Source organism: Porphyromonas uenonis 60-3 (genome assembly GCF_000174775.1).
Classification (GTDB): domain Bacteria; phylum Bacteroidota; class Bacteroidia; order Bacteroidales; family Porphyromonadaceae; genus Porphyromonas; species Porphyromonas uenonis_A.
The window spans coordinates 1-591 of the sequence record NZ_ACLR01000194.1 but is presented as its reverse complement, the minus strand read 5'-3'; the positions used below and the strand labels follow the sequence as shown (position 1 = coordinate 591).

1 protein-coding gene is annotated in these 591 nt (G+C 52.5%); it reads left to right on the top strand.

Annotation, left to right across the window (positions count from 1 at the left end; genetic code table 11):
• Positions 1-445: transposase (locus PORUE0001_RS07890; protein ID WP_007365921.1), on the top strand; the 445-nt coding region annotated here is incomplete at its 5' end.
• Positions 446-591: the final 146 nt, after the last annotated feature.

Below are 591 nucleotides of genomic sequence, written 5' to 3'. Positions count from 1 at the left end.
AATGCTTGAAATCATCAAGGAAGACGAGGAGATGTACCGCCACTACCTGCACCTCATTTCCTGCAAAGGCGTGGGTCTCGTCACCTCGGTCATGCTGATCGTTTTTACCGACAATTTCAAGGGTTGGAGTGCCAAGAAAATGGCTAGCTACTGCGGTATAGCGCCCTTCTACGAGAGCTCTGGGAGCTCAGTCTTTCACAAATCCAACACAGGAGGCTACAGTAACCGACGGCTAAAAGGAATCTTGACCCAAGCAGCCCGAAGTGCCATAACTCATAACCCAACATTTAAACAGTACTACCAACGCATGAAAGCCCAAGGCAAGCCCTACGGGGTCATCCTCAACAACGTCAACAATAAGCTCCTCCACATCCTCTTCTCGCTGGTTGCGCACGACTGCGACTTCGAGCTAGACCACGAGGCGAAGAGAGCTCTACGAGCCTAGTCCAAGGAAGGAAAATCTCCGCTCCGGGAGCGCCCCGCGGCAAGGGGTGGGAGCCCCCACCCCGACGAGCGGGTTCCCGAAGAGAAGTCGACCGAGCATCCAAGACGAAAAAAACTTCGCTTTTTACTTGCATTTGAACTTAGAAA